The following is a 25,922-nucleotide window of genomic DNA, read 5'->3' on the forward strand; positions in this document are numbered from 1 at the left end:
CTCTTTACTGTGCAATATCAAGTCGTTGCAACGTGTCGGCAGATCCGTAATTATTGCTCGGTGACGATAAACTTCGTAATGTACACATGTCTGACTTTGCCTTCATGGAGCAGCTCGTTGGTCCGGTTTAACAGCGTAGAGCTGATCGCGTCGATGCCTGCGCTCCCTCGCGCTTCCTCCGGCGTCATGTCGGTTAACGTCGTGTTGATGACGTCCTTCATCTTGTAGGTCAGCAATTCGAACTCGTGTTTCGCTTTCGTGTTGTCCAGCTCAAACGTAAAACTTGCGTTTACGAAGTAGGTCGGATCGGACAAATTCGTGATGATGTCGTCGATCGCGACCGTCATCTCCGCCCGCTTTTCCGCGCTGATATACTCGGTCTCCACTTGGCCCGCTTCCGCCCGAGCGGCTTCTCTTGGATTCGACGGCGTCGATTCCTTCATGAAGCTGTTCCAAAGCACGAAAGCCGCGCCGACGATAATCGTAACGGCGAGCAGGACAACGATAATCCATGGCAGCATTTTTTTCACTTACGACCCCTCCGATTGCAGTAGCTCGACGGTCGGCCGTACGATGCCGATGCCCTTGAAATATTCCTGGGCGAGCTCCACCAGCTCCGTCGTTTTTTCCGTGACCACGATTTTCTTGCCTGTCGTTAGCGTAATGATCGTATCCGGAGTTTCTTCCACCGTCTCTATAAATAGAGCGTTTACGGTCACGCGCGTTCCGTTCAAGCGGGTCACGGTGATCATAAACCATTCCTCCTTTGCGCCGCTCCGTCCTGAGCCGGGGATTCGCATCCCCGGCCGTTACGGAAAAGTTAGCCTGCTCTTATCGCTTCAGGTTGACGACTTCTTGCAGCACCTCGTCGGAGGTCGTAATGATCCGAGAATTCGCTTGGAAACCGCGCTGCGCCACAATCATTTCGGAGAACTCGTTCGTCAAATCGACGTTTGACATCTCCAATTGCCCGGAAATGATGGCGCCGGTGCCGAGCTCCGCATCCATCGCCGTCGCAACCTCGAGATCCTCCGGATGCGCGTTCGCGTTGAAGCGGTACATATTTCCGCCGATCTTCTCGAGCGCGGCCGGATTGGCGACCTTCACGACGCCGATCTGAATGCCCGTCGGCTCGCTCGTCCCGTCCGCGTTGACCGCGATGATGGAGCCGTCCTGCGCGATCGAGAACGCCGTCACCTCTTCGTCCAACACGATATTGCCGCCGCCAGCCGCTTGGACGAACATTCCGTCTCCGGTAACGAGCTGACGATTTCCGTCGAGCGTAAAGTTGCCCGCGCGCGTTAAGTATGGAATTTCTTGATCTTCGCTCGCCGATACAGCGAAAAAACCGTCCCCGTCGATCCGAAGGTCGGTGACGACGTTAGTCGTCATCGCGCTGCCCGGCGTATGAACCGTGTCGATCGATCCGAGCGTCACGCCGAGCCCGATCTGCTTCGCGTTAATGCCGCCGCGTTCGCCCTCTTCCGGCGCCGTAATACCGGAAATCGTCTGGCTCAAAATGTCCTTGAACATGACGCGTCCGGACTTAAAGCCGACCGTGTTGACGTTCGCGATATTATTGCCGATCACGTCTAGCTTCGTCTGGAAGCCGCGCATGCCGGAAATCCCGGAATACAACGATCTTAACATGGACTAACCTCCGCTAATGGTATGGATCGTTACGCTTCGTTCGGTCCGCGTAACGGAGGGCCTCCGTTCGGGCCAGCCCTATTTCACTACAATCGTGCTATCGATCTGCGTAAAAACATGATCGTTCATCGAGGCGCCGTCCATCGCCGTAACGACGGTCCGATTTTTCACGTTGACGATGAACGCCAAATCTTGAAACAAGACGAGAGAATCTTTCGCGCCCTTCGCCGCCGCTTTGTCGATCGCTCCGCCGAGACGATGGAGCTGCTCCGCTTCCAGCCGGATGCCTCGCTGCGCGAGCCGTTGCTCCGCATGATGGCTGAATTTGACGAGTTGTCCGTCCAGCACGTCGCGGAACGCCGCGCCGTTCGCCGTCGACGGCGTCTTGGCCGGCATCGGCTTCGGCGGAACGAAGCCTACGCGATTCGGAAACATCTGACCGATCGTCTGCCGTTCGCTCATGTCGACTCCTCCGGCGACCTCGTCTTCATCGCGAAAATATCGTCGATGTCGATTTGCTCCCCGTCGATTTCGGCATATTGCTTATCGTCCTTGATGACGATCGCATCCACGATGCCGCTGCCTTCCCCGACCGCCTCTCCGTTCTCGTCGTAGGTAAGCCAGCTCACCTCGAGGCCGATCATGCCGGAAGCGATGCCGAGCGATTGACGAAGTCCATGAATTTCCTTCGTCATGTTCATCATCTGCTCCAGCGACGAAAATTGCGCCATCTGCGCGATAAACTCGCGGTCCTGCATCGGCGCCGCCGGGTCTTGATTTTGCAATTGCGTAATTAAAATTTTAAGAAATTGATCCTTGCCCATTACGCTGCCGTTTTGCTCGTTCGATGCGGCTTTCGCGACATTGCCGCTGGAATAATAAGGCCATTGTACAGCGCCTGCCATTCGTTCACCTCCTGCTTACGCTTGCGCCCGGAAGGAACTTCCGTTCCGTAGTCCTTCCATAAACGCCGCTTCCAGGTCCCTGCCGATCACGAGCGTTTCCGCCCAATCCTCGGCGCCTTGCTCCTTACGAGATTGACCGTCTCGAGAGCCGTCGCGTCCCGTCGACTGCCGCTGTTGGCGGCCGTCCTGGAACATCCCGGACTGGAATCCGCTAGGCTGCTGCTGCGCGACGACCAAACGTTCGACCGTTACGCCCTGGTTTTGCAAGCTCGAACGCAGCATCGACAAGTTCGACTCCAGCACGTCTTTCGCCATCGCCGACTCCGTCGTGATCGTAGCGGCCAACTGCCCGTTCTGCATGGACAGCTTCACTTCGACCTGACCCAGATGCTCGGGCATCAGCTTCAGCACCGTCTCCGCCTTGAGACTTCCCCCGTTCGCCGTTTGCTTCATCATCCAATCTTGGAGACGCTCCGCCGCTTGCGACAGCGGGATCCGAGGCGCGGCTTCCGCCTTGGCCGATTCCGGCGCCGATTTCTGCGTATCCGAGACATTCGCCATCGAGGTTTGCGTCTCGCCGGAAGCCTTCTCCGCGCTCGTGCCCGACGTTTCCGCCCCTGTCGATACCGCAGCGGCTTTCACGACGACGACCGGGAGCAGCGCCGCTTTCGCTTCCATCGCCGACAGATGCGACACGCGGACGTTCGTGCTGCCGCCTTCCGCCTTCGGCTGTGCGTTCGTCTCGACCGAGCCGCCCGTCTTCGCCAGCAGCCGTTCGATTTCCGCCGCGACGGCTTTCGCCCCCGGCGCCGCTTCGCCTTCCTTCGCGGCTTTCCCCTGGGACGCGCCCGCCGTTACCGCGGTCAAGAACCCTTCGCTATGCTCCAACGCGAGAACCGCTTGGGCCACCGCGGTCGTCGCTTGCTTCGCGACTGCCGCGAGATAAGGCTGCTGTTCCGCGTCTGCCTCGAGAGCCGATGCCAACCGCCGAAGCAGTTCGTCGATCGGCTTCGCCGGCGCTTCCGTCGCTTGGTTATCTAGAACCGGGACATTCGCGGCTTCGATCGACTCGCCCGCCATCGTCAGCTCCGCTTCCGCGAGCGCCATCCATTCCGATACCTGCGGATGCTGCGCAAGCTTCTGCTGCTGCTCCGCGGACAGCGAACCAATCCACGCGGCCAGCTGCTCAAGCGCTGTTTCGAGCGACAAAGCTTCGCCTTCTTCGGGCGCGGCCGTCGCGTTCTCCGTTGCAGGCGCATCCGTCGTCAGCACGCCGAGCAAGCCGAGCAGCGATACGCCCTGTGCCGCTTCCGGCAACGCGTTCCCGCCGAGCAAACCGGCGATTAACGCCGCGAACGCGGAACCTTCCGAATTCTTCCCCCCGCCGTCAATCGTTCCGAGCGGGAACGAACCTGTTGCCGTCGGTCCCGACATCGCCGCCATAACCGTTGTCATTCCATTCATCATATGTGTATTCACCTCCTTTCCCGACGTTGCTCCGCCATCCTCAGCCTAACCGTGCCGTGATTTGGGCCGTCCGTTCGCGGTCGAGCTCCGTCAGCGAGTTCAGGATCGTCGCGCGCGACGCTTCTTCCATGCCGCGCAAAATTTCGACGACCTTCGCCTGCTCCATCTCGAGCAGCACTTCGGCCGCACGATCCGGCGTCATTTGCGCGAACGTCCGGCTCAGCTCGTCGGTCGTCAGCGCGGCCGCGCCGTCGGTCGACGTTTCGCCCAAGGCGAGTCGTTCCTGCAACGCGGCGATTTGCAAGTCTCTAGACGCCACGACGTCCTTCATCAGGATCGAGGTTTCCGCCGCGATCGCGGGGTTCATTTTCTCCAGGATGTCGATTTGCTGTTCCGGTTTCATCTCTTTCAATACCAGCACGCGTTCGCTGAGCGTTAAGCTCTCAAGAACCGGGGCGGCTTTGCTCGCTTTCATGCCTGCGTAGACGGACGCGAGCCGCTTAATGTTCGCCGCGTACTCGGCTTCGGACGCCGCCTGCTGCTCCTCGGCCGCCTGCTTCGTCTCGAGCTCGGCCTCCAGCTCCGCGATGCGTTGGTCCTTCGCCGCGGCCGCCGCCGTCAACGCTGCCAGCTCGGCTTCCTTCGCGCTGAGCGCGGCTTGAATCGCCTCGGCCTGCGCCGCGGCTTCCGCGTCCTCGGACGCCTCGGCGGCCGAGCCTCCTCCGGCGGACGAGTCCATCGATGCGCGAAGTTCCTCCGGCGTCGGCTTCGGCTCCGGAAGCACCGAGGCGACGCCGGGCACCTTATTGCCGATGCGCAGCATCTCGTTCACGACGTCGTAACCGAACACCGTCAGCAGGACGCCGGTCAGGAGCAGCGCAAACAAAACCGGAAGCGTATAAAAGAGCAGTCGCTCGAGAAAATTATAAGATCGTTCCTCTTCCATGTCCGCCACGCGTCTCCCTCCTTCCTCCGACCCTATCGTTCGCGTTAGCGCGCAAGCCGGCTGCGCATCGTAGCCATCTCGTCAAGCTCGTATTGCTCCCGCCGTTCGACGACGGCTCGGTGGGCGACTTGGGCTTTATCCTTCGCCTTCAACCACACTTTCTCGTCCATCGTCCGGTCGACCAGCCGTTCCCGCAGCTCGTTCGCGCGGCGCTCGGCCGCCTCGAGCCGACGCTTGGCCGCGCCGATCCGCTCGTCGAGATGGTCGATGTACTGCTGCCCGGCGACCATCTCGGCCATCGTCCGGCCCTTCATCGCCTCTTCCGACATGCGCTGCTGCAAGCGGTGCTTCTCGAGCATCAAGTCGGACATCGTCCGCTCGGCTTCGTTCAGCTCGCCGATCGCAAGAGACAGCTGCGATTCCGCTTCCTTCTTTTCGTTCGTCTTAACGTCCAATACTTTCTGGAACGGGTACACGAATTTCATGAATCGGATCATCCTCCGGCGAATTGTCGGATCAAGCGCTCTTGCGCCTCGTTCAACGTAGACTTCTCATCAGTCCCTTGCCTCGTAAAACTCCAAATTTCCTTAATCGATTCGATCGCCGTGTCGATGTCCGGGTTCGAACCAGCCTTATAGGCGCCGATATTAATTAGATCCTCCGCGTCCCGGTATACGGAGAGCAGCTCCTTCAGCCGGTTGGCCGAAGCGATTTGCGCCTTCGGCGCAATTTCGCTCATAACGCGGGAGACGCTGGCGAGCACGTCGATCGCGGGGAAGTGTCCGCGGTTCGCGAGCTTGCGGTCGAGTACGATATGGCCGTCCAAGATGCCCCGCACCGCGTCCGCGATCGGCTCGTTCATATCGTCGCCGTCGACCAGCACCGTGTAGAACGCCGTAATCGAACCCTTCGGACCGGTCCCCGCGCGTTCGAGCAGCTTCGGCAGGCTGGCGAACACGGAAGGCGTATATCCCCTCGTCGCCGGCGGCTCGCCGACGGCGAGGCCGACCTCTCGAAGCGCCATCGCGTATCGCGTAACGGAATCCATCATCATCATGACGTTCAACCCGCGGTCCCGGAAATATTCCGCGATCGCCGTCGTAATGAGCGCGCCCTTCATCCGGATGAGCGCAGGCTGGTCGGACGTCGCGACGACGACGACAGACCGCGCCAGCCCTTCGGGCCCCAGATCGCGTTCGATAAAATCGAGCACCTCGCGGCCGCGCTCGCCGATAAGGCCGATCACGTTCACGTCCGCCGACGTATTGCGCGCGATCATGCCGAGCAGCGTCGATTTCCCGACGCCGGAGCCCGCGAAGATGCCGACGCGCTGGCCCTTGCCGATCGTCAGCAGCCCGTCGATGGACCGAACTCCGACCGACAGCGGCTCCAGCACCCGGGGACGCTTCAACGGGCTGATCGGCACGTTGTTCGCGGATACTTCCGGCATCCGCAACGGCAGCGACGAGCCGTCGAGCGGCATCCCTAGACCGTCAAGCACTTTGCCGAGCAGCTCATGGCCCGCCTTCACCGTGAGCGGCTTGCCCGTGCCGACGACATCGCAGCCGGGACCGATGGCGTGCAAATCGCCGAGCGGCATCAGGATAACTTTATTGTTGCGGAATCCGACAACCTCCGCTTTCACCGGCGGCGCGCCTTTGCCCGGATGAATGAGACAAACGTCCCCGAGCTTGACGTCCGGCCCTTCAGATTCAACGGTTAAGCCGATGACCTGCATCACCTTGCCGTTAATGCGGACCGGATCGATCGGCCGCAAGCTGTCGATATATTTCGCGACATCCGGCTTTCTCAACGGCAAGCTCACGGAACACCCGCTCCTTCATCGGTTTGGGCAGCCACTTCCATCAGCGCCGCCTTCAATTCGGAAAGCTGCGTATCGATGCGAGCGTCGATGCTGCCGAAGCTCGTCCGAACGACGCAGCCGCCTTCGTCGACCGTCGCGTCCGGCACGATGACCAGCTCCGCTTCGGAATCGACGGAAAGCGTCAGCTCCGCTCTTGCGTCCTGCATCTTTTGAAATTGGGAGGGCGCTACGCATAAGGTGATCAGCCCTTTGTCCCGCCTTCGCTCGAGCGTGCGTTTCACCTGGCTTTTCGTCCACTCCGGATCGACGGCAAGGTGCTCGCCGACGATCTTCTTGGCGACGGCCGTCGCCAGCTCGACGAGGAACGGTTCGGCTTCCAAGACGACGCGTTCCTTCACGCGGTGCGCCTCTTCCACCAGATGCCGCGCCTGCTGCAGCAATCCCTCGTATTGCTCCGCCGCTTCCTTCTCGGCTTGCTGGCGGCCTTCGCGATAGCCTGCCTCGAAGCCGGACGTTCGGCTTTCCTCAACGACGCGAAGGTCTTCGACGCGGCGCTCGTCCCACCACTTCTCGATTTGACCCGACGCTTCTTCCATGATCCGGGCCGCCTCGCTCGAAGCGCTCTGGAGCAATTCCTCCGCGGCGAGCTTCGCATCTTCGAGCACCTGCTCCGCGAGCCGCTCCGATTGCCGAACGCTTTCCGACGGAGCGTTCGCCGGCTCTCCGGCGTCCTCCATTCCCTCCGGCTGCGGCTGCGGCCGGCGCAGGACGAACGCCTCGAGCTTTCGAATTTCTTCTAAAGACACGTACCGATTCGACTTAATCACGTTAGACAATGATATCGTCTCCTCCGCCGCGGGCAATGATAATCTCTCCGGCTTCCTCGAGGCGGCGCACCGTAGCTACGATGCGCGTTTGCGCTTCTTCGACGTCCCGAAGCCGCACGGGACCCATAAATTCCATTTCCTCTTTGAAGGAGTCGGCCATACGCTTCGACATATTGCGGAAGATCGCTTCGCGCACTTCCTCGCTTGCGACCTTGAGGGCGAGCTGGAGATCGGCGTTCTCGATATCGCGGATAATGCGCTGAATGGAACGATTGTCGAGATTGACGATATCCTCGAAGACGAACATCCGCTTCTTGATTTCTTCGGCCAGTTCCGGATCTTGAATTTCGAGCGAATCGAGAATCGTGCGTTCGGTCCCTCGATCGACGCCGTTCAAGATTTGAACGATCGCCTCGATGCCGCCTGCGCTCGTGTAATCTTGCGTGACGGTCGCGGAAAGCTTCTGCTCGAGGACGCGCTCCACTTGCGAGATGACCTCCGGCGACGTGCTGTCCATCAGCGCGATTCGCTTCGCGACATCCGCTTGCTTCTCTTGCGGCAAGGAGGACAGGATGATCGCCGCTTGTTCGGCATGCAAATACGACAGCACGAGCGCGATCGTTTGCGCGTTTTCGTTTTGGATAAAGTTCAGAATTTGGCCGGCGTCCGCCTTTCGGGCGAAGTCGAACGGCCGAACCTGAAGCGTCGCCGTCAAGCGATTGATTATATCCATCGCTTTTCCCGTGCCGAGCGCCTTCTCCAAAATCTCCTTCGCGTAGTTGATGCCGCCTTGCGTCAGGAACTCTTGCGCGACCGCGATTTGGTGAAACTCCGCCATGATGGCGTCTTTTTCGGACGGGTCCACCTTGCGAACGTTGGCGATTTCGAGCGTCAGCTGCTCGATTTCTTCGTCCCGTAGATGCTTGAACACTTGTGCCGATACCTCGGGACCCAGCGTGATCAACAGGATCGCCGCCTTTTGTCTTCCCGTCAGCATCGCTTGCTGCATCTGACCCTTCGCCATTTAAGTCTCACCTCTATTCATCCGCTAGCCAAGTACGAAGGAGATTCGTAAATTCTTCCGGTTTGCGCTTCGCGAGCTGCTCGAGCTGCTTGCGGATTTGACTGTCGTTGCCGACCTGCTCGATGTCCAGCACGACCTCCGGCTGGCGCTCCGCCTCGGCCGCCGCTTCGAGCTCTGCTTGCAGTGCGGCTTCGACCTTCGCCTTGCGCCGGCGGTAAGCAAGGAACCCGCCGCCTGCGAGAAGCGCCATGGCCGCAGCCCCCGCGACGGCATACAGCAGCGTTTGGTTGTCGCTCGCCTCGGCCGTCGTCGTCGTACCGCTGAACGAGCGGGAGATGACCGATACCTTAGACGTCAGCTGCTCGTCGGTAAGCGTCTGCCCGCTGTTGGCGAGCGACGTGCCTACGATGCTCTTGAGCAGCGCCTCGACCTGCGCGACCGTCTCCGGATCGTTGTCGGCGTTGATGCCGACGGAAATGCTGAGATCTTGCACAATATAAGGACTAGAAATAATTTCGTTCGTAATGCGATTGATTTCGAAATTTTCGGTGATGTCGCTTTTCTCGGATTCAAGATTGCCTTGCGTGGTCGTGCCCGGATACCCCGGCACGTCCGTTTCCCCGGTGCCCGTCGTTCCGCCAGTTTCGCCGCCGGTGCTGTTGACCGATTCTTCCGCGGCGTTCCGCGAAATGACGATGCCCGTCCCGGTTTCTTCGTTAACCGGCGTTACCAAGTTTTGCTGGCTTTTCTTTTGGTCGAAGTTCAGCGTGGAGAACACGCTGACGATGACGTCTTCCTGGCCGAGCAACGGCGCCAAGAAGCTCATAATGTTGCGCTGCAGATCGATTTCGAAGTTTTTCTTGAACCGCATCTGCTGCTCGAGCACGCCGGCGGCCGCCCCCAGGCCGGCGCCCAACCTCGACGAAGGAAGCAGCTCCCCGTTCTGGTCGGAAATCGTAATATTGTCGTGCGTAAGATTCGGAACGCTCTTGGCGACGAGATTGTAAATAGTGTCGATCTTCGCTTGGTCCGGCGGAAAGCCGGGGGCGAAATTGACGACGACGGAGGCGGTGGACTGCTGTCCTTCGCCGTTCGGATTGAGAAAGACGCTTTGCTTCGGCGAATTGATGAGCACTTCCGAGCTGCTGACGCCGCTGATTTGATTGATCAAGCGCTGAATTTCGCCGGCTCTCGCGTCCGCATTGAGCACGTCGAACTGCGAATCCGTCATGCTCCAGCTGTTCATGTTTTCCCTAAAAATTTCGTAACCGATCGCACCGTTCGTCACTAGCCCTTGGGAAGCCACGTCGATCTTGACGGACGATACCATGGTGCTAGGGACGCCGATCGTGCGCCCGTCAAGACTCAGTTTGTAGGGGATGCCGGAAGATTCGAGATAGCCTTTCACATTCGCGGCGTCCGTCGGATTCAAATCCGTGAAGGCGACGGAATACTCCGTTTTGGAAAATTGAAAGACGAGCAGCGCGATCGTCGCGACGCTCAACACGAATGCGCCGATAAACAGAAAGCGCTGTTTGTTACTATATTGACCCCAGAACCGTTGAATGGCCTCCCGGTACCGGACGAGCGATTCGTTCACTTTGTCACCTCATTAACAGGGCTCAGTCGTAGCGGTACCGTTACAGCTGCGTTCTCATGATTTCTTGATAGGCTTCTATCACTTTGTTGCGCACTTGAACGGTAAGCTGAAGACCTAGCTGCGCTTTCTCCGAGGCGATCATCAACGTATGCACGTCCGATATTTGTCCGGTGACGAACTGTTCGTTCAACACCCGCACTTGCTTCTCCTGGTTGTCCACCGCTTGCAATGCGTTCTCCAAAATGTCGCCGAACGACTCCGCGACTTTCGTCGCGTCGCCGGTCTTCGCGACACCGGACGTCCCGCTTCCGTTCGTCAATCCGGATACGGACAGTGGTTTTACGCCCGAAACTTCCATGATCTCTCTCCCTCTCTAGACTCTTTTAGTAGGTTTCCATGTTATGACGCATTACCTTCCGATTTCCAGCGCTTTCGTAATGAACGACTTCGAAGCGTTCAGCGCCGTCACATTCGCTTCGTAAGATCTCGTGGCGGAAATCATATCCACCATTTCTTTCAGCACGTCTACGTTCGGCATGAGGACGAAGCCGTTCTCGTCCGCGTCCGGGTGCGTCGGATTATAAACTTGTTTATAAGGAGCCGGATCTTCGTAGATCCGCGTAACCTTTACGCCCTGGCCCGTATTGTCTCGCATCTTGCCGTCCAAGACGTCGGCGAACGAAGCCTGCCCCTTCGGTTCCATTACGACAAGTTTACGGGAATAGGGCACCCATTTGCCATCCACAAATTTTCCCCTTGTCGTTTCGGCGTTGGCGATATTGGATGCGATGACGTCCATGCGCAGCCGCTGGGCCGTCAACGCCGAAGAACTAATGTCGAAACCGTTCGTTAGCCGCATTATCTAACCTCCATCGCCGTCTTCGCGAGTTTGATTTCATGCGATACTTGCTGCACCAACGTATTGTACCGCAGCTGATTTTTCGCCATGGCCGACATCTCCGAGTCGATGTCCACGTTGTTGAGGTTGTTGTTCATAACGGAATTTTTGTCGATGGTAACTTGCGGCTCAACTTCTTTGCCGGTCCTGCCGATATATAGATGGCGGGGGTCCGTTCGACGCCCGACGACCTTGCCCGGCGCCCCGTGGAGAGAATGCTGCAGCAGCGTCTCGAACTGTACCTCCGACCGCTTGAAGCGCGGCGTATCGACGTTCGCAATATTGTTGGCGATGACGGCCTGGCGAAGGCTTGCCGCGTCCAACGACCGCTCCATTAAGCGGAAATGGCTTCCGTTCACGTTAAGCACAAGGGTCCCCCTTCCTATTCGTTAAGACTCCGTCCCTAAAAAAGTACAGACTTCACTTAGGTCAGATAATCTTATTCCACAACGCTTGAATTTTTTCCTTCTTCATTCGACAATTTTTATCGAATTTTCTGCTCCGAATGTAGGATTTTGTTGGAATTCCTTTAAAAGTCGCAAAAAACCCCCATTTCCACTGAGGGAAATAGGGGTTTTGACCTAGCTGTTCGCGTTTTTTTAGAGCGAGGACTCGCGGGAAATTCCAGGTTTTAGAATTTGCTCGACCAATTGGTCGTTCAAAATTTTAATATACGTCCCTTTCATGCCGAGCGACCGCGTCTCGATGACGCCCGCGCTTTCGAGCTTGCGCAGCGCGTTCACGATCACCGAACGCGTAATGCCGACGCGGTCCGCCACCTTGCTCGCCACAAGCAGGCCTTCTTTTCCGTTCAGTTCTTCGAAAATGTGCTCCACCGCTTCAAGCTCGCTAAAGCTGAGGGACCCGACCGCGACCTGTACCGCGGTTTTCGTACGAGCTTCCTGCTCGCTTTCCTCCGCCCGCTCCCGTAAAATTTCCATGCCGACGATCGTCGAACCGTACTCGGCAAGCACCAAATCGTCATCGCCGAAAGGCGACTCCGCCCGGGTAATCAGCAGCGTGCCGATGCGGTCCCCCGCCCCGAGGATCGGCACCACGGTGACGTACCGATCCTCAAGGAGCGTATGCACTTGCTCCACGAGATTGCGGTACGGGCTCCCGACGTCTTCGCTGCCTGTCGTCTCGTCGATGCTTGCGAACCATTGATTCGCTTCCGGCGGAAACCGCAGCTCTTCAAGGACATATTTGGCCAGCTCCGCGTTTTGCGGGCGTCTCGCCAAGCCGCAGCCGAGAATCTTTCCTTTGCGGCTCACGACGAAGACGTTCGCGTCGATAATGTCCCGAAGCACCTCGCCCATTTCCATGAAATTCACGGAGGTCCCGGCCGCTTTCTGCAGCAGTTTGTTCAACCGCCTCGTTTTGGATAACAATGTCATGAGAATACACACAAGCCTCTCGAGATTATAGGATATACTGACTTAAATCGCGGTTTTTCGCGACCTCGCCCAGCTTCTCGCGGACGTATTCCGGCGTGATGACGATGGATTCAAGCGTTATGTCGGGCGCCTCGAAGCTAAGATCCTCGAGCAGCTTCTCCAAAATGGTGTGGAGCCTCCTCGCGCCGATATTTTCCGTATTTTGGTTGACGTCCGCCGCGATGCGCGCGATTTCGGAAATCGCCTCCGGCGAAAAATCGACCTGGATGCCTTCCGTTTGGAGGAGCGCCGCATATTGCTTCGTGAGCGCGTTCTTCGGCTCCTTTAAGATGAGCTCGAAATCGCTTTGCGTCAGCGAGCTGAGCTCGACCCGGATCGGGAATCGCCCTTGCAGCTCCGGAATCAAATCGGACGGCTTCGCGACGTGGAAGGCGCCGGCCGCGATGAACAACACGTAGTCCGTCTTCACCGGACCGTACTTCGTCACGACCGTCGAGCCTTCCACGATCGGGAGAATATCGCGCTGCACGCCCTCGCGGGAGACGTCCGGGCCGTTCCCTCTGGCGGGGCTGGCGATCTTATCGATCTCGTCGATGAAGATGATGCCGGACTGCTCCGCCCTTCGGATGGATTCCTGCGTCACGTCGTCCATATCGATGAGCTTCTGTGCTTCTTCCTGGATCAGCACTTTGCGGGCTTCTTTGACGGTCAGCTTCCGCTTCTTGGTCCGTTTCGGCAGAAAGTTGCCGAACATCTCCTGCATGTTCATCCCCATCTGCTCGTTGCCGCCCGGTCCGGACAGCATGTCGAGCATGCTGGGCGCGTGCTCTTCCACCTCGATTTCGATCATTTCGTTCTCGAGGTGGCCGTTCGCCAAATTTCGTCTTGCGATGTCCCGCCGGTCGGCAAGCGTCGGATCCTGCTCCTGAACGGGCTGCTGCTGCTGCTGCGACGCCCCGAAAATCATCTCGAGCGGATTTTTCGGCGTCTTGTCGCGCTGCGGCGACGGAACGAGGATTTGAACGATCCGCTCGTTCGCCAGCGCTTCCGCGCGATCCTTCACCTTCTCGGTGCGTTCCGCCTTCACCATGCGGATCGCCGTTTCGACGAGGTCGCGGACCATCGATTCGACGTCGCGCCCGACGTAGCCGATTTCGGTAAACTTCGTCGCCTCGACCTTCACGAACGGCGCGCCTACCAGCTTTGCCAGCCGACGCGCGATTTCCGTCTTGCCGACGCCCGTCGGTCCGATCATCAGCAGGTTCTTCGGCACGACCTCGTCGCGAATGCTTTCCTCGAGGAGGCTGCGGCGGTACCGGTTGCGAAGCGCGACGGCCATCGAGCGCTTCGCCTGCTTTTGGCCGACGATATATTTATCGAGCTCCGCGACGATCTGTCTCGGGGTGTATGCTTCGTACGATGTAGACATAGGTACGCGTTATCCCTCCATCTCTTCGACGATGATATTATCGTTCGTGTATACGCAAATTTCGGCAGCCATCTTCATCGCCGCCAGCGCGATGTCCTTCGCCTCCATATGCTCGCCGGCATACCGCTTCAGCGCCCGCCCGGCGGACAACGCATAGCTGCCTCCGGAGCCGATGGCCAGCACGCCGTCGTCGGGTTCGATAATTTCCCCGTTGCCGGAGATGAGCAACAAGCTGTGAGGGTCCATAACGATCATCATCGCCTCGAGGCGGCGCAGTACGCGGTCCGAGCGCCACTCCTTGGCGAGCTCGACCGCGGCGCGCTGCAAATTGCCGCTATGCTCCTCTAGCTTGCCCTCGAATTTCTCGAATAACGTGATCGCATCGGCCACCGAACCGGCGAAGCCGGCCGCGACCTTGCCGCGGTACAGCCTCCGCACCTTCTTGGCGCCGTGCTTCATGACCATTGCGTTGCCGAACGTCACCTGTCCGTCGCCGGCGATCGCTCCCTTGCCCTTATGCCGAACCGCGAAAATCGTGGTGGCGTGAAACGTCGATTCCATGGGCGGTCTACCTCCCTGTTTCGTTCCGATTATGCTCTGGGGTGAGCACGATTATAAATCGATTGAAGATGATCCTTCGTAACGTGCGTGTATACTTGCGTCGTCGACAAGTGGGCATGCCCGAGAAGCTCCTGCACCGAGCGCAAATCGGCGCCGGCCTCGAGCAGATGCGTAGCGAACGTATGGCGCAGCGTATGCGGGCTGATCCCGTTCACGTCCGCCAAGCGGTCGACGTATTTGTCGAGGATGCGCCGGACGCTCCGATCGCTGAGTCTCGTCCCGTCCCGATTCAAGAACAACGCCGGAGTCGACCGACCGTCGATCGGCGCCTTCGCGAGCAGCGCGGAACGCCCTCGTTCCAGATATATTCGCAACGCGTCCGCAGCATGTTCGCCGACCGGCACCCATCGCTCCTTGCCGCCCTTCCCGTGCACGAGCGCCATGCCCAGCTCGAGCCGAACCGCGTCGACGTCGAGCCCGACGAGCTCTCCGACGCGCAGCCCGCTGGCATACAGCAGCTCGAACATCGCACGGTCCCTGGCGCCGAGCGGCGTCTCCCCGTCCGGCGCCTCGAGCAGGCGAATCGTCTGATCGGGATACAGAAACGAGGGCAGCGGTTTATCGAGCTTCGGGCTGCGGATCGACTGCAGCGGACTCGCGGCCAGTCGCCCTTCTTTCATCAGAAAGCGAAAAAACGATCGCAGCGCGGAAAGTTTACGCGCGACGGATCGCTTCGCCAGTTGCTTTTCGTGCAGACTCGCCAGAAACGAGCGAACCGTCACGTAAGTGACGGCGGACAAATCGGTAACGGCGGTATCCCGCATAAATTCCAAAAACTGTGCCAAGTCGGACGCATAGTTGCGGATCGTGTACGGCGACGCGTTGCGTTCCATCTCTTGCGCCAGCAGGAAACGCTCCACCCAATGATCCGAATCCATTCGCTTCTCGTCCTCCCGGGGTTGGTAAACAATGTCGCGAGCGAACGCGCTTCTTTCATCGTATCACAGCGCCGAGCGGCATTACAAGACAGGAGGACGCACTATTGTCGAAAAATTCTGAATACGTTCGATCGCTCTAGCGGCGATTCTTTCGTTTTTGTCCTTCTTGCTCCGAATCCGCTCCTCGAGCGGCGGAAACAACCCGAAATTCGCGTTCATCGGCTGGAAATGGCGGAAATCCGCCGTCGTAATGTAGTGCGCCATACTGCCGAGCGCCGTATCCTCGGGAAAGACGAGCGGCGTTTCGCCGAGCGCGTATCGCGCGGCGTTCAGCCCGGCGATTAATCCCGAGGCGGCCGATTCCACGTACCCCTCGACCCCCGTCATCTGCCCGGCGAAGAACAAATCGTCGCGGTCGCGGAATTGATACGTCGGCCGCAGCAGCTTCGGCGAATTGATGAACGTGTTGCGATGCATCACGCCGTAGCGTACGAACTCCGCGTTCTCAAGGCCCGGAATGAGCGAAAACACTCGCTTCTGCTCGCCCCACTTTAGGTGCGTCTGGAACCCGACGAGATTAAACAACGTGCCTGCGGAATTGTCCTGCCGCAGCTGTACGACGGCGAAGGGCTGCTTGCCGGTGCGCGGGTCTACAAGACCGACGGGCTTGAGCGGACCGAATAAGAGCGTCTGCTTGCCCCGCTTCGCCATGACCTCGATCGGCATGCAGCCCTCGAAGTACACTTCCTTCTCGAACTCTTTCAGCGGCGCCGCTTCGGCGGTCGTGAGCGCTTCGTAAAACGCGTTCCATTCGTCCTCGTTCATCGGGCAGTTCAAGTATGCCGCCTCGCCCTTGTCGTACCGGGAAGCCAGGAACACCTTGTCCATGTCGATGGAATCTTTCTCGACGATCGGGGCCGCCGCGTCGTAGAAGTAGAAATAATCCTCCCCGGTCAGCGCGCGGATGTGCTCCGACAGCTCCGGCGACGTCAGCGGCCCCGTCGCGACGACGACGATGCCGTCCGGGATGCCAGGCATCTCTTCCGTCCGCACCTCGATGTTCGGATGCGTTCGGAGCCGGGACGTCACCTCGCCGGAGAAGCCGTCCCGGTCGACGGCGAGCGCGCCGCCGGCCGGCACCGCGTGGCGATCGGCGGCGGAGAGGATGAGCGAGCCCAGCAGGCGCATCTCTTCCTTCAGCACGCCGACCGCATTCGTTAAGCCGTTCGCTCGAAGACTATTGCTGCAGACGAGCTCGGCGAATTTATCCGTATGATGCGCCGGGGTCTTTCGAACCGGCCGCATCTCGTAGAGCGTCACGCGTACGCCGCTTTCCGCGATTTGCCACGCCGCCTCGCTGCCGGCGAGGCCTGCGCCGATGACGGTCACATGCGGTTCCATTCGTTGCATTGCCCCTTCGTTATTATGCTTCTTCTTCCTGCTCTGCGTCCTGCTCTTGCTCCTCGCGCTTGTGCGTGCAGGACGTACATTGAATCGTGGCGCCATTGCGCGTGCGCTTCCTCACGAGGAGCGACGCGCACTCGGGGCACGGATCGGCGACCGGCTGATCCCACGAGACGAAGTCGCACTCGGGGTAGACGTCGCAGCCGTAGAAGACGCGTCCGCGCTTGCTCCGCCGCTCCACGATGCGGCCCTTCTTGCACTTCGGGCACGTGACTCCGACGTCCTTGACGATCGGCTTGGCGTTGCGGCAATCCGGGAAGCCCGAGCAAGCTAGAAACTTGCCGAAGCGCCCCATCTTGTAAACCATGTGACGGCCGCATTTATCGCATTGCTCGTCAGCGACTTCGTCCTGCAGCTCGACTTCCTTCATTTCTTCTTCGGCGACCTCGAGGCGCTTCTTGAAGGGGCGGTAAAATTCCATGAGCACCTTCTCCCAGTCTGCCTTGCCTTCTTCGACGAAGTCGAGGTCCTCCTCCATGTGCGCCGTAAATTCGACGTCGAGCACTTCCGGGAAAAACTCCTCCATCATCGCGATGACCAATTCGCCGAGCTCCGTCGGGAAAAATTTTTTATCCTCCATCGCGGCGTAGCCGCGCTTTTGAATCGTGTCGAGAATCGGCGCGTACGTGCTCGGGCGGCCGATGCCAAGCTCCTCGAGCGCGCGCACGAGCCGGGACTCCGTGTAGCGCGGCGGCGGCTGCGTAAAGTGCTGTTTCGGCTCGATCGCCTCCGCCTTCAAGCTTTGCCCCTTCTCGAGCGGGGGCAGCAGCTTATCGTCGTCCGTTACCCCGTCGTCGTTCCCTTCGACGTACACCTTCATGAAGCCGGGAAACTTTACCTTCGAGCCTACCGCGCGGAACGTAACGCCTCCCGCTTCCAAGTCGGCCGTTACCGTATCGAGCACGGCGGACGTCATCTGGCTGGCGACGAAGCGCTCCCAAACCAATTTATAAAGTCGGAATTGATCCCGGGACAAGTACGGCTTCACCGTATCCGGCGTGTAGGCGACGGACGTCGGCCGGATGCCTTCGTGGGCGTCCTGCGCGTTCGAGTTTTTCTTCGTATAATTCCGAGGCGTCTCCGGCGCGAACGCCGGGCCGAAGGCGTTCACGATATACTCGCGCGCCTCTTCCTGCGCGAGCGGCGAGATGCGCGGCGAGTCGGTACGCATGTACGTGATGAGACCGACGGTGCCTTCCTTGCCGAGGTCGACGCCCTCGTACAGCTGCTGCGCGATTTGCATCGTCTTGGCGGCGCGGAAGTTCAGCTTGCGCGCGGCCTCCTGCTGCAGCGAGCTCGTAATGAACGGCGGCGACGGATGGCGCTGACGTTCGCGCTCCTTGATTTCGGAGACGACGAACGGCTTCGCGCCGATGGCCGCAAGAATGCGGTTCACCTCGGCTTCGTTCGGCAATTCCTTCTTCTCGCCGGCTTCGCCGTAAAACTTCGCCTCGAACGACCCGGCGCTCGTCGTCATCGACGCCGTAATCGACCAATATTCTTCCGGCTCGAACGCTTTGATTTCCTTCTCCCGATCCGAGATCAGTTTCACCGCGACGGACTGGACGCGGCCCGCGGACAGTCCCTTCTTCACCTTTTTCCAAAGCAGCGGACTGATTTTATAACCCACGAGACGGTCGAGAATGCGGCGGGCTTGCTGCGCGTTCACGAGGTCCATATTGATTTTCCGCGGATGCTTGAACGCTTCCTTCACGGCCTGCTTCGTGATTTCGTTGAACACGACGCGGCAGGACTCGGTCTCGTCGAGCTCGAGGTAATGCGCCAGGTGCCACGCGATCGCTTCGCCCTCACGATCCGGGTCGGCCGCGAGAAAGACGCGCTTGACCTTCTTGCGGGCGTCCTTCAGCTCTTTCAGTACGTCGCCCTTGCCTCGAATCGTAATGTATTTCGGCGAGAAGCCTTCCTCGATTTCTACCCCGATCTGGCTTTTCGGCAAATCGCGGACATGGCCCATCGACGCTTTCACGATATATTTACTTCCGAGATATTTCCCTATCGTCTTCGCTTTGGCCGGAGACTCCACGATGACGAGCGTATCGGCTGCCATCTCCCCTGCACCCCATTTCCGTCATTTCATTCTGGCGATATAACGCGATCCGGGCAGCGCACGGATGCGATTCTTTACGAGTAACGATAACAAAACCGTGTGCAAATGTCCAAAACTTCGATGCGTCCGCTCGATCAGCTCGTCGATCGACGCGGCTTCGCCCCCGAGCGCGGCCAGCAACTCCGCCTCGTCCGGCGTCACGTTCGCATCCGTCCCTCCCTGCGCCTCCGCCGGCGCCGCGAGGCCGAATTCGGCCAACACGTCGCGCGGCGACGTCGCCATGATCGCCCCTTCGCGCAGCAGGCCGAAGCACCCCTCGCTGTTCGGCGACGTGATCGGCCCCGGCACCGCGAATATATCCCGGCTCGCGTTCGTCGCGCACTTCGCCGTATGCAGCGACCCGCTTCGACGGGCCGCCTCGACGACGACCGTTCCGCGGGCGATGCCCGCGATCAGCCGATTGCGCCAAGGGAAGGTCAACTTGGAAGGCTTCGCGTTCCAGCTGTATTCGCTAAGCACGAGCCCCCGTTTCCCGATCGCGCGCTGCAGCGCCTCATGCTCGGGCGGGTAGCAGAGGTTGAGTCCGTTGCCGAGCACGGCGATCGTCGCGCCCGTCGTTCGCAGCGCCCCCGCGTGCGCGTAGCCGTCGATGCCGCGCGCGAGTCCGCTGACGACGGGGACGCCCGCTTCGGCGAGCTCCGCCCCGAACCACTCGGCGACCTCGCGGCCGTAGGCGGTCGGATGGCGCGTGCCGACGACGGCGGCGCAGTTGCGCTGCAGCAGCGTAACGTCGCCCCGGCAGTACAACACCCAAGGCGGTTTCTCGATGCCGTGCCGCAGCAGCGGCGGATAGCGGGCGTCGAAATACGTAATCGGCTCGACGCCTGCGTTCTCATAGAATCTAAGTTTACTCAGAATAAATTCATTCGTCAAAACTCTCTGAATTTTTTCCGCCTTCGTCCTCGATACCTTCGTCCCGGCGAGCAGCTCCGTCGCCGGCCGCTCCAGCAGCGTCCGCAGGTCCGGCACCGCCCCCGCGACGGCCTCCACCGTCTCCCAACCGATGCCGTCGATTTCCTGCAAGCCGAATAAAATATGACGTTCCTCCATGTCCCCTTACGGCCCCCTCCCTCGGATCCATAAAAAAAAGTACGACGCAAAAAAACCTCCCGCCTTCGGCCGATGGCCGACTGCGAGAGGTTGCTTACCTACTCGGAACGTATTGCTTCTATTATACTGCTTATTTCTTGACGATGCACTTCTCGAGGAGACCTTTCTCCTCAAGCACGGAGACGAGCGTCGAGCCCATCTCGGACGGCGTCGGGGCGACTTTCATGCCGCAGCGCTCCATCGTCGCGACCTTCTCGGCCGCCGTGCCCTTGCCGCCGGACACGATCGCGCCCGCGTGGCCCATCCGGCGTCCCGGAGGCGCGGTCTTGCCGCCGATGAAGCCGACGACCGGCTTCGTCATGTTCGCCGCGATCCACTCGGCCGCTTCTTCCTCCGCCGTGCCGCCGATCTCGCCGATCATGATGACCGCGTACGTATCCGGGTCTTCATTGAACAGCTTCAGAATATCGATGAATTCGGAGCCCTTGACCGGGTCGCCGCCGATGCCGACCGCGGACGACTGGCCGATGCCGCGGGACGTTAGCTGATGCACCGCTTCGTACGTCAGCGTGCCGGAACGGGAGACGACGCCGACGTGGCCCGGCAGGTGGATGTAGCCCGGCATGATGCCGATCTTGCACTCGCCCGGCGTAATGACGCCCGGGCAGTTCGGCCCGATGAGACGCGTCTTCTTGCCTTCCATATATCTGCTGACCTTGATCATGTCGAGCACCGGAATGCCTTCCGTGATGCAGATGACGAGCTCCAGCTCGGCGTCGACCGCTTCCATGATCGCCTCGGCCGCGAACGCCGGCGGCACGTAGATGACGGAGGCGTTCGCATCCAGCGCGGCCTTCGCCTGCGCGACCGTATTGAATACCGGCAGTTTCACTTCCGTGCCGTTCTCGAGCGTGATGTCGACCGTCGTGCCGCCCTTGCCGGGCGTGACGCCGCCGACCATCTGCGTGCCGTACTCGAGGCCGCCTTTCGTATGGAACAAACCGGTCGCGCCGGTAATGCCCTGCGTGATGACGCGGGTATTTTTATTCACTAAGATACTCATTGGTTTTCCTCACATCCTTGTATTTTAATGAGGCGTTACTTCACGAGCGCGACGATCTTCTGCGCGCCGTCGGCCATCGAGTCCGCCGCCGTGATGTTCAGTCCCGATTCGTTCAGGATTTTCTTGCCGAGCTCGACGTTCGTGCCTTCGAGTCGAACGACGAGCGGCTTGTCCAGACCGATCTGCCGCGCCGCCGTCACGACGCCGTTGGCGATGACGTCGCACTTCATGATGCCGCCGAAGATGTTGACGAAGATGCCCTTCACCTTCGCGTCGGACAAGATGATCTTGAACGCTTCCGTCACCTTCTCGGTCGTCGCGCCGCCGCCGACGTCGAGGAAGTTGGCCGGTTCGCCGCCGTAATATTTAATGATATCCATCGTGGCCATCGCGAGGCCGGCGCCGTTGACCATGCAGCCGATATTGCCGTCGAGCGCGATGTACGACAGATCGAATTTCGACGCTTCGATTTCCTTCTCGTCTTCTTCGTCCAAATCGCGAAGCTCGACGATGTCTTTATGGCGGAACAGCGCGTTCGAGTCGAAGTTCAGCTTCGCGTCGAGCGCCATCACTTCGCCGTCGCCCGTAACGACGAGCGGATTGATTTCCGCGATGCTGCAATCCTTTTCCACGAAAGCCGTATAGAGCGCCGTCATGAACTTCGCGGCTTTGTTCACGAGCTCGTTCGGGATGTTGATCGCGTACGCGAGCTTGCGCGCTTGGAACGACGCGAGCCCAATCGCCGGATCGATGACTTCCTTGAAAATCTTCTCCGGCGAATGCTCGGCCACTTCCTCGATTTCCGTACCGCCCTCTTCGGACGCCATCATGACGACGCGGCCCGTCGCGCGATCCACGACAAGCCCTATGTAATATTCTTTCTTAATATCGCAGCCTTGTTCGATGAGGATCCGCTTGACTTCCTTGCCTTCCGGCCCCGTCTGGTGTGTCACCAGCGTCTTGCCGATCAGCTCGGATGCGTACGCGCGAACGTCGTCCAGGCTTTTTGCAATTTTAACGCCGCCGGCTTTGCCCCGGCCCCCGGCGTGGATTTGCGCTTTCACGACCGTAACGGGCGTGCCGAGCTTCTTCGCCGCTTCCACCGCCTCGTCGGGCGTGAACGCCACGTAGCCTTCCGGCACTTTCACGCCGTACTGCTTCAGCACAGCTTTCGCTTGATACTCGTGAATGTTCATCTCGAAACCTCCTATTCGATTCTCTGTGTACAAGCATCATGGCATAAGAACGTAGGACAAGCCTGATCCTTGCGTATGAGCGTTGGACACCAACTTTCCCATTGTACCATGAACGTGAAACTTTTTCCTATTCCGACGGCGCGATTTCGACATTAAATTTGCTTGTCCCCCCAATAAGTTTTCCAAATACGTTCGCGCGTGATACAATAAGGGGGAAGCGATAAGCGATGAGGAAGCACCTCTCCTTCGAAGAATGTTGTCGAAGAAGGGGTGTTTTTTGGTATGTACGGAAAATGTTACGGCGCCTGCATGCACGGCATCGACGGCACGCTCGTCCGCGTCGAAATCGACGTGTCGGGCGGCCTGCCGGCGTTTTCGATCGTCGGGCTCCCCGACAGCGCGGTGCGGGAATCGACCGAGCGGGTGCGCGCCGCGCTGAGGAACGGCGCCTACGAATTCCCCATGCGCCGGATTACGGTGAATTTGGCGCCCGCGGACGTGCGCAAGGAAGGGGCTTCGTTCGACCTCGCGATCGCGGTCGGCGTTTTGCTAGCGAGCGGACAATGGCCGGGGGCGATCGCGGACGGCACCTTGTTCGTCGGCGAGCTGAGCCTCGTCGGCGAAGTGCGGCCGGTCCCCGGCGTCTTGTCGATGGCGCTCGCGGCCAAGGCGGCCGGGCTCGCCCGCATCGTCGTGCCGCGCGACAACGCCGCGGAGGCGGCGCTCGTCGGCGGGCTCGACGTCGTCCCCGTGCGTACGCTCGCGGACGTGCTCGCCGCGGCGGAAGGGCGGCGGCCCGATGCACCGCCCGTCGGCGGCTCCGAGGCGGTGACGGCGGAGGACGACAGCGACTTCGCCGACGTCGTCGGGCAGGCGGCCGCGAAGCGGGCGCTCGCGATCGCCGCCGCAGGCCGCCATAATATCGTCTTGATCGGTCCGCCCGGCTCGGGAAAGACGATGCTGCTGCGCCGGTACGCTTCGATTTTGCCGCCGCTGGACGACGACGAAGCGCTCGAGGTGACGAAGCTGTACAGCGCCTCCGGCCTCCTCGTCGACCGGGGCTCGCTCGTGCGGCGCCGGCCGTTCCGTTCGCCGCACCATACGATGTCCGCGCAAGGGTTGATCGGCGGCGGCGCGACGCCGCGGCCCGGCGAGGTGAGCCTCGCCCACTGCGGCGTGCTGTTTCTCGACGAGCTGCCGGAGTTTTCGCGCGCCGTGCTCGAGTCGCTGCGGCAGCCGCTCGAGGACGGGACGGTGACGATCGTCCGGGCGCGCGGCGCTTTCGCGTACCCCGCCCGCTTCTCGCTCGCCGCCACGATGAATCCGTGCCCGTGCGGGTACGACGGATACGAGGACGCGCGGCACGTCTGCACGTGCTCGCGGACGAAGAAGCTGATGTATTTATCGAGATTGTCGGGGCCGCTCATGGATCGGATCGATATGGCGATGGACGTGCCGAGGATGCGGCTCGAGGATGCGGCGGCGCGCGGGCCGCACGCGGAGTGGACGGAGGGGGACGGCGCGGCGGCGGTCGACGCGCCGGTCGATACCGCTTCCCTGCGGGGGCTCGTGGAACGGGCGGTCAACGCGCAGCGCAGGCGGTACGACGGGACCGGCATTCGCTCGAACGCGGAGCTGACGGGCGCGATGCTGCACCGGTACTGCCGATTAAGCGCCGAAGCGTCCAAAAACCTTGTGCAAGCGTACGGCTCGCTCGCCTTCAGCGCGCGTGCGCACGACCGGGTGCTGCGCGTCGCGCGCACGATCGCGGACGCGGAAGGCGCGGAGCGGATCGAGGGCGCCCATATGAGCGAAGCGCTGCTGTACCGGTCGTTCGACGCGCGGAGGCTGCGCATCCGCGACGGGGATAAGCTGGACGAGTCGAGCGCGGCGCGTTAGAACGCGTCCTCGAGATGGTCGACGGACAGCGGCGCGCCGTTCTCGCCGAGCACGACGCCGACGCAGTCGAAGCGGATTCGGTCGGGCCGCGGCTTCTCGCGCTGCAAATACGCTTCGGCCAACCGCCGCAGCTTCGCCTGCTTGCCCGGCGTCACGGACTCGAGCGGCGCGCCGAAGCGGCCGAGCGACCGCGACGAACGCGTGCGTACCTCGACGAACGCGAGCGTCCCGTCTTTCGCCGCGACGAGATCGAGCTCGCCGAAGCGGCAGCGCCAGTTCGCCGCGACCACCTTGTACCCTTGCCCGGCGAGATAGGCGGCCGCGGCCGCCTCCCCCGCCGCGCCTATCGCTTTGCGTCGATCTCCGTTCATCGGCGTTCGTCCCGCTTGTCGGCGCGCTCCTTCGCCGCCTGGTCGGTCCGGTAGACGAAGCTGAGCACTTCCGCGACGAGTTGGTACAGCTCGGGCGGAATTTCCTGTTCTAAATCCAATTTCGACAGCACTTCGACGAGCGACGCGTCCTCGCGCACCGGCACGCCGTTCTCCGCGGCGATCGCCACGATGCGCTCCGCGACCTCGCCTTTGCCTTTGGCCTTGACGACCGGGGCGGCGGACGCTTCCTTCGAATAAGACAGCGCGACCGCTTGCTTCGGCGGATGCTTCATACGCGAAGATCGACTCCTTTGTACGCGGGCGGGGCGTAAGCGGACGCGGCGGCGCGATCTCGCCCGGGAGGCGCCGACGGCCCGGCGCCCGCCTCCGTTTCCGTCCGGGACGCCGGACGCTCCGAATGCTTGAAGGTCAGCAGTTGATAGCCGATGCTCCGCAGCGCCGCTTCCATGCCTTCCTTATGCCGCAGCAGCAAGTCCCCCGCCGCGGGGTGATCGTTCCAGACGTGCAGGCCGACGACTTTGCTCGCGACCGTGACGTCGACCCAGGTTTCTCCGAGCGCGGCGAGCGAAAGCTGGAACCATAGACGGCAGTTTTCCGCGTCGAGCTCCCCCTTCTTCCCCCGCCGCGTATGGATGTGGACCGCCGCATTGCCGTCGCCACTGCCGTCTTGTCCTTTCAGTGGCACGAACATCGTTACGTGCGCGAACGGGGCGGTTTTATCCTGCGCCATCAGCAGCTGCTGGCCCGTCAACGATTGCAGCGCCGTCTGCGCGGCTTCCTTCAGCGCCGGCGGCATATCGTCCGCGGCCGCGATGAGGGAAAGCACCGACTTCATCGTGTCGACGGCCTTCTCGGCCGAAGCTCCCGGCTGCGGTTCGACCGCGGCGCTCGGCGGCGGCAGCGTCTGCGCCGCAGGCAGCGCCTCCGCCGCCGGGCGGAGCAGGGCGCGCTCCGGTCCCGGCCGGCCCGCGTGCTCGGAAGCGGCTTCGGAAGGAGCAGTCGCTGGCGGCGGCGCTTGGGAGAGCTTCAGCCATTCGCGCTCCACGTCGACGCCCAGCAGCTTTAAGAACGTCAGCAGCGGCGGCCGCTCGGCCGGGCGGGCCGGCGCCTCGCCGCCGGACGACGGCGCGGTCGGGGCGGCGGATGAGGCGGCGGACGGAGCTGCGGACGAGACGGTAGACGGCGCTGAAGGCGCCAAAGATGACGGCGGTGCCGTCGAGGCCGTCGCGAGCGGCTGCGCGGCGCCGGCGTTCGGCGGCCGCT

27 protein-coding genes and 1 pseudogene are annotated in these 25,922 nt (G+C 60.8%); 1 reads left to right on the top strand and 27 read right to left on the bottom strand.

The features are described from left to right. Window positions 1-50: 50 nt before the first annotated feature. The 24 genes from VEZ38_RS15435 to sucC form a co-directional block, all read right to left on the bottom strand. On the bottom strand, window positions 51-521 hold the full coding sequence (locus VEZ38_RS15435; protein WP_324894994.1) for a flagellar basal body-associated FliL family protein: 471 nt from the start codon (window positions 519-521) through the stop codon (window positions 51-53). A 9-nt stretch (window positions 522-530) separates the two neighbouring features. Continuing rightward, a complete protein-coding gene (locus VEZ38_RS15440; protein ID WP_324894948.1) occupies window positions 531-752 on the bottom strand; it encodes a flagellar FlbD family protein in 222 nt (73 codons plus the stop codon). 79 nt (window positions 753-831) lie between these two features. Next, window positions 832-1,650, bottom strand: coding sequence for a flagellar basal body rod protein FlgG (flgG, locus tag VEZ38_RS15445; RefSeq protein ID WP_324894950.1), 819 nt, complete (start codon window positions 1,648-1,650; stop codon window positions 832-834). Window positions 1,651-1,728: 78 nt separating this feature from the next. Next, a complete protein-coding gene (locus VEZ38_RS15450; RefSeq protein WP_324894952.1) occupies window positions 1,729-2,112 on the bottom strand; it encodes a TIGR02530 family flagellar biosynthesis protein in 384 nt (127 codons plus the stop codon). Then, window positions 2,109-2,555 carry a flagellar hook capping FlgD N-terminal domain-containing protein gene (locus VEZ38_RS15455; protein ID WP_324894954.1) on the bottom strand — a complete coding sequence of 149 codons (447 nt, stop codon included), beginning with the start codon at window positions 2,553-2,555 and terminating at the stop codon, window positions 2,109-2,111. The genes VEZ38_RS15450 and VEZ38_RS15455 overlap by 4 nt, the downstream gene beginning before the upstream one ends. A gap of 15 nt (window positions 2,556-2,570) precedes the next feature. Next, entirely contained in the window at window positions 2,571-4,022 is a 1,452-nt protein-coding gene (locus tag VEZ38_RS15460; protein ID WP_324894956.1) for a flagellar hook-length control protein FliK, read from the bottom strand. A 40-nt stretch (window positions 4,023-4,062) separates the two neighbouring features. After that, entirely contained in the window at window positions 4,063-4,968 is a 906-nt protein-coding gene (locus VEZ38_RS15465) for a magnesium transporter MgtE N-terminal domain-containing protein (RefSeq protein ID WP_324894996.1), read from the bottom strand. Between the two features lie 44 nt (window positions 4,969-5,012). Continuing rightward, the gene (fliJ, locus tag VEZ38_RS15470) at window positions 5,013-5,453 is read right to left on the bottom strand and encodes a flagellar export protein FliJ (protein ID WP_324894958.1); all 441 of its coding nucleotides are present in this window, start codon (window positions 5,451-5,453) and stop codon (window positions 5,013-5,015) included. A gap of 8 nt (window positions 5,454-5,461) precedes the next feature. Beyond that, a complete protein-coding gene (gene fliI / locus VEZ38_RS15475; protein ID WP_414694727.1) occupies window positions 5,462-6,787 on the bottom strand; it encodes a flagellar protein export ATPase FliI in 1,326 nt (441 codons plus the stop codon). Window positions 6,788-6,789: 2 nt separating this feature from the next. Next, window positions 6,790-7,620 (bottom strand): flagellar assembly protein FliH, encoded by an 831-nt coding sequence (fliH, locus tag VEZ38_RS15480; protein WP_324895000.1) that lies wholly within the window; start codon window positions 7,618-7,620, stop codon window positions 6,790-6,792. Between the two features lies 1 nt (window position 7,621). After that, the gene (gene fliG / locus VEZ38_RS15485) at window positions 7,622-8,644 is read right to left on the bottom strand and encodes a flagellar motor switch protein FliG (protein ID WP_324894960.1); all 1,023 of its coding nucleotides are present in this window, start codon (window positions 8,642-8,644) and stop codon (window positions 7,622-7,624) included. A 13-nt stretch (window positions 8,645-8,657) separates the two neighbouring features. Further along, window positions 8,658-10,244: a flagellar basal-body MS-ring/collar protein FliF gene (gene fliF, locus VEZ38_RS15490; RefSeq protein ID WP_324894962.1), complete on the bottom strand. Its 1,587-nt coding sequence runs from the start codon at window positions 10,242-10,244 to the stop codon at window positions 8,658-8,660. A gap of 40 nt (window positions 10,245-10,284) precedes the next feature. Continuing rightward, window positions 10,285-10,602: a flagellar hook-basal body complex protein FliE gene (fliE, locus tag VEZ38_RS15495; RefSeq protein WP_324894965.1), complete on the bottom strand. Its 318-nt coding sequence runs from the start codon at window positions 10,600-10,602 to the stop codon at window positions 10,285-10,287. A 51-nt stretch (window positions 10,603-10,653) separates the two neighbouring features. Next, complete coding sequence (flgC, locus tag VEZ38_RS15500) at window positions 10,654-11,103, bottom strand: flagellar basal body rod protein FlgC (RefSeq protein WP_324894967.1); 450 nt, start codon at window positions 11,101-11,103, stop codon at window positions 10,654-10,656. Beyond that, a complete protein-coding gene (gene flgB / locus VEZ38_RS15505; protein ID WP_414694728.1) occupies window positions 11,103-11,477 on the bottom strand; it encodes a flagellar basal body rod protein FlgB in 375 nt (124 codons plus the stop codon). Before flgB ends, flgC begins: the two co-directional genes overlap by 1 nt. A 264-nt stretch (window positions 11,478-11,741) precedes the next feature. Then, the gene (gene codY / locus VEZ38_RS15510) at window positions 11,742-12,539 is read right to left on the bottom strand and encodes a GTP-sensing pleiotropic transcriptional regulator CodY (protein ID WP_324894971.1); all 798 of its coding nucleotides are present in this window, start codon (window positions 12,537-12,539) and stop codon (window positions 11,742-11,744) included. Between the two features lie 25 nt (window positions 12,540-12,564). Continuing rightward, window positions 12,565-13,968: an ATP-dependent protease ATPase subunit HslU gene (gene hslU, locus VEZ38_RS15515; RefSeq protein ID WP_324894973.1), complete on the bottom strand. Its 1,404-nt coding sequence runs from the start codon at window positions 13,966-13,968 to the stop codon at window positions 12,565-12,567. 9 nt (window positions 13,969-13,977) lie between these two features. Then, the gene (gene hslV / locus VEZ38_RS15520; RefSeq protein ID WP_324894974.1) at window positions 13,978-14,529 is read right to left on the bottom strand and encodes an ATP-dependent protease subunit HslV; all 552 of its coding nucleotides are present in this window, start codon (window positions 14,527-14,529) and stop codon (window positions 13,978-13,980) included. 29 nt (window positions 14,530-14,558) lie between these two features. Further along, entirely contained in the window at window positions 14,559-15,467 is a 909-nt protein-coding gene (xerC, locus tag VEZ38_RS15525; RefSeq protein ID WP_324894976.1) for a tyrosine recombinase XerC, read from the bottom strand. 81 nt (window positions 15,468-15,548) lie between these two features. Then, the gene (gene trmFO, locus VEZ38_RS15530; protein WP_324894978.1) at window positions 15,549-16,868 is read right to left on the bottom strand and encodes an FADH(2)-oxidizing methylenetetrahydrofolate--tRNA-(uracil(54)-C(5))-methyltransferase TrmFO; all 1,320 of its coding nucleotides are present in this window, start codon (window positions 16,866-16,868) and stop codon (window positions 15,549-15,551) included. A 22-nt stretch (window positions 16,869-16,890) separates the two neighbouring features. Next, a complete protein-coding gene (topA, locus tag VEZ38_RS15535; RefSeq protein WP_324894980.1) occupies window positions 16,891-18,999 on the bottom strand; it encodes a type I DNA topoisomerase in 2,109 nt (702 codons plus the stop codon). Between the two features lie 21 nt (window positions 19,000-19,020). After that, window positions 19,021-20,109, bottom strand: a complete 1,089-nt coding sequence (gene dprA / locus VEZ38_RS15540) for a DNA-processing protein DprA (RefSeq protein WP_324894982.1) — start codon at window positions 20,107-20,109, stop codon at window positions 19,021-19,023. Between the two features lie 130 nt (window positions 20,110-20,239). Further along, complete coding sequence (gene sucD, locus VEZ38_RS15545; RefSeq protein ID WP_324894984.1) at window positions 20,240-21,172, bottom strand: succinate--CoA ligase subunit alpha; 933 nt, start codon at window positions 21,170-21,172, stop codon at window positions 20,240-20,242. Window positions 21,173-21,207: 35 nt separating this feature from the next. Beyond that, a complete protein-coding gene (gene sucC, locus VEZ38_RS15550) occupies window positions 21,208-22,368 on the bottom strand; it encodes an ADP-forming succinate--CoA ligase subunit beta (RefSeq protein WP_324894986.1) in 1,161 nt (386 codons plus the stop codon). A 282-nt stretch (window positions 22,369-22,650) separates the two neighbouring features. Between sucC and VEZ38_RS15555 the strand changes: the two genes are divergently transcribed. After that, entirely contained in the window at window positions 22,651-24,267 is a 1,617-nt protein-coding gene (locus VEZ38_RS15555; protein ID WP_324894988.1) for a YifB family Mg chelatase-like AAA ATPase, read from the top strand. On the opposite strand, the gene VEZ38_RS15560 is transcribed toward VEZ38_RS15555, so the two are convergent. The 3 genes and pseudogenes from VEZ38_RS15560 to VEZ38_RS15570 all read right to left on the bottom strand — a co-directional run. Continuing rightward, on the bottom strand, window positions 24,264-24,638 hold the full coding sequence (locus VEZ38_RS15560) for a YraN family protein (RefSeq protein ID WP_324894990.1): 375 nt from the start codon (window positions 24,636-24,638) through the stop codon (window positions 24,264-24,266). The two genes, VEZ38_RS15555 and VEZ38_RS15560, sit on opposite strands and share 4 nt — an antisense overlap. Further along, a complete protein-coding gene (locus VEZ38_RS15565) occupies window positions 24,635-24,931 on the bottom strand; it encodes an EscU/YscU/HrcU family type III secretion system export apparatus switch protein (RefSeq protein WP_324894992.1) in 297 nt (98 codons plus the stop codon). The genes VEZ38_RS15560 and VEZ38_RS15565 overlap by 4 nt, the downstream gene beginning before the upstream one ends. Next, window positions 24,928-25,922: pseudogene (locus tag VEZ38_RS15570) on the bottom strand (hypothetical protein); the annotation flags it as partial. The gene VEZ38_RS15565 and the pseudogene VEZ38_RS15570, both read right to left, overlap by 4 nt.

This window comes from Paenibacillus sp. (assembly GCF_035645235.1).
GTDB lineage: Bacteria > Bacillota > Bacilli > Paenibacillales > YIM-B00363 > Paenibacillus_AE.